General features: G+C 62.6%; 1 protein-coding gene and 1 pseudogene. Both read right to left on the bottom strand.

What is annotated here, in order from left to right; all coding sequences use genetic code 11:
* Window positions 1–650: 650 nt before the first annotated feature.
* Window positions 651–1,820, bottom strand: coding sequence for an IS30 family transposase (locus AHIS1636_RS20345; RefSeq protein ID WP_264797688.1), 1,170 nt, complete (start codon window positions 1,818–1,820; stop codon window positions 651–653).
* Window positions 1,821–1,915: 95 nt separating this feature from the next.
* Window positions 1,916–2,152, bottom strand: a pseudogene (locus tag AHIS1636_RS20340) (transposase); the annotation flags it as partial.
* Window positions 2,153–3,225 lie beyond the last annotated feature (1,073 nt).

Below are 3,225 nucleotides of genomic sequence, written 5' to 3'. Positions count from 1 at the left end.
CCGCTCCGGCACCGTTACCGAGGGGGAACGCCCTGGCCCGGGCATCCCGGCGGCCCCGTCCGGCACCCCCTCACCGGGCCCTTGTTGCCTGCATTGATCGACTCGATCGCATCCGGCGTGCAGACCATCCCCGGGAACTCCACGTCGTCCTCCAGGTACGACAGGTTCCCGCCCATGAGTGTCCCAGCCACTCGATGGCTGGATATTGGTGGCCACACTTGCCCCTAATCTCCCTGAACTGTTCCTTCGCCACCTGCTCGGACGGGCCGTGTAAACCAGTTTCCCATCGGGGTGCTGCCGGCCGGCAGAGCAGAAGCTGTTTTGGACCAGGCGCACGAGGAACTGCTGGGCAATGATCCGCTCCCATGCGGTCGTTATCGCTTACGGTAGGGCCTTTGGCCGTCACCCACGGAGGGGAATTGATCCTCCATGCCGCGGTTTATCAGTTCGGAGAAGATCGGCAGCCGGGACCCGGCGCCCTCGCGGCCGTCGCCGACCTCGATGCCGGGCCTTTTCCCGCTCCCCGTTCACGGTGACTCCCATGACGACGTAGAACGGATGTTGCGTACCTGGCCGTCGCGGACCTTGACGACGATCGCGTCTATGAAAAGCACCGGATAGATCGGGCGGTTTCCAGCCATCGTCGCGAATCAGCTTGTTGCGAGGTGGCGTTTCCATCGTGCCATCACCTGCAGTGGCGTGCGGTCATTGAGGCATGCGCGTGGCCGGTCATTTAATTCGATGGTGACTTCCCGGAGCCGTTCGTCCGTGACCAGGCCCAGATCGGTGCCCTTGGGAAAGTACTGACGAAGCAGGCCGTTAGTGTTCTCATTTGTCCCGCGCTGCCACGGGGAGTGCGGATCCGCGAAATAGATGCGTATTCCTGTCGCTCGTTCGATCCGTTCGTGGTGGAACATCTCGTTACCCTGGTCCCACGTCAATGTCCCTCGGAGTGCCGTGGGGAGTGCCGTGAATGCGTGGATGAGGGCATCGCCGACGTTCTGCGCGGTACGCCCCTGGCGGATCGGGACGAGGATCGTGAGCCTGGACTTGCGTTCAACGAGCGTGGCGATGGCCGAACGCTGGCCGGAGCCGATGATGAGGTCCCCCTCCCAGTGCCCGATGCGGGTGCGAGACTCGACGACCGCCGGGCGTTGGCTGATGGGCCTCATGTTCGTGGACTGCTTCATCGCCCCTTCCCGGTTCCTGCCGCGGCCCCGTCTGCGCCGGTACGTCCTGCCGGTGCGAAGCGTGCGGCTGTCCCGTGCTGTGATCAGGCCCCGGTAAACGGCCTCGTAGATGGTCTCGGTGCATACATGCCAGCACTTCCGCTTCGGCCAACGGCGCCGGAGCCACCGTTTGATCTGGGCAGGCGACCAATGCTTATCGAGCTTTTGGACCACCGCGTTGCGGAGCGCTTCGTCGAAGGCGAAGCGTCGCTCTCGCGGCCTGCGCCGACGCTGATGGGCCTGGCCGTGAGCGAACCAGGGCTGATAACGGCCGTCAGGCCTGCGGTTGCGTGCGAGCTCCCGGTAAACGCTCTGATAGCTTTTCCCGATCCGAGCAGCGATCACTTTCACCGGCTCACCGGCCGCGAGGCCGTCTGCGATCTCGATCCGGTCGTCCTGGGTCAGATACCTGGGGCTGATCGGCCTGTCTATGAAGTCCACGCTGCCAGCGTCGATGAACCACAGCGAGCCGCAGCTCAGCGACACACCAACCCGGGCCGCCGCGGCGGAGCCGCTGAGTCCTTCCCTTATCAGCTCGAAGTAGCGACGCTTGACTTCCGTCGGCATCTTGTTCGGAGCGTACCTGGGCATTGCAATCCCTTCCGGTCAGGATTCGCAACGACTATTAGAAACCGCCTCGGATCCAGCGGACGGGCGGGCCACTCCGCGAGTTCACCGACGACGTTCTATGTGATGCGGCTGATGGTGTCCTGAACGCCTGGCCCCAGTAAATCCTCGAAATCCGCGGAGATTTCCCTGGTGGGCAGCCTTTGCGCGTACAGAGAGAGCACGATCTGGTCCATCCCGTCCGGGCGCCGGTTCCGCTTGGGAACGATCACCGGCTCGAAGGATGTCCTACAGTCGGGCAGAACCTCGATCTCGTCCGGGCCAACCTCGGTCGACACGTCTTGGACCCGATGCCGTTGGGCATGTTGGCTGCGATCGGAGTGTTGCCGTGCTCATGGGCTAGGTGCTCGGCCAGCTCTGCTTCCGGCCCGGTTTCGAGCACGTTCTTCGTGAGCTGGTCAGCAACCCGCCTGGGCCGACCAGGCTCATTTCCTGTTCCCCTACCGGCGCGAGCAGCCGCTCGGCAAGCTCATCTTGATCAAGAGCTCTCCCGTCACGGGATCGATTACCGCCTGTGCACTTTAGTCGTGAATTCTGACACGCCCATTTTCCTTTTCGGCTCAGGCCGAACCCTCACACGCGGTTTTCTTACAGTCCATGCGCCGGCACTTCCATGAGGGCAGGGCCGGATCGCGGGCTGAGGTTCATCGCTTGCGTCGTCGCATGTGGCCGCCTACGTCTACGGGAGCTGGATGCGCTTGGTGCCGGCGGCCGGTTCGGTGGTGGGTTGGGGGAGGTGTTGATTACGTGCGGGGCGCGGTGTGGGTGTGATGGGTTTTCGGGTGCGGGTTGGGGTGAGGGTCACAGTGGTGTGGCGGTGTGGTTGTGGGGTGGTTGGGTGGGGTTTGGGGTGGTGGTTGGTTGAGTTGGCGGGGTTTTTGGGGTGGTTTTGGGGGTGTGGTGTGCGGGTTTGCGGTTTGGTGTGGGGGCGTGTAATGTTTTCTGAGCCGCCGCCGCGGGGCCGGGTTTTGTCCGGTGGGTGTGCTGGTCGGCGAAATTCCATTTCTTTCCCTGGTGTTGATGGTTTTGTGCTGTCTGCGGGGGTTGGGGGTGGGGCGTGATGCCGGTGGGCGGATCGGGTTCCGGATGGGGCCGGTTTGCGAAGTGCCGGTGGATCGGGTAAGTTAGAAAAGTTGCTCCGGAGCGATGCGGTGGCCCTTGAGGGGTTGTCGTTGGTGCCGGGTGCTCCTGTTGTTTGAGAACTCAATAGTGTGCCAAGTTTGTTGATACCAATTTTTTTGTTGGTTGAGATTGTGTCGTGGTGTGCCACCCCCGTGGTGTGCTGCGATGTTTTATCAGCCTGGATTTGAATTTTGTGCATGCCCGGCCGGCTAATTTTCCTTGGCTGGCGGGTGTGTGTCTGTTGGAA

The organism is Arthrobacter mangrovi (assembly GCF_026011795.1).
In the GTDB taxonomy this organism is placed as follows: Bacteria; Actinomycetota; Actinomycetes; order Actinomycetales; family Micrococcaceae; genus Crystallibacter; species Crystallibacter mangrovi.
This window is presented reverse-complemented; position numbering and strand designations above follow the sequence as displayed.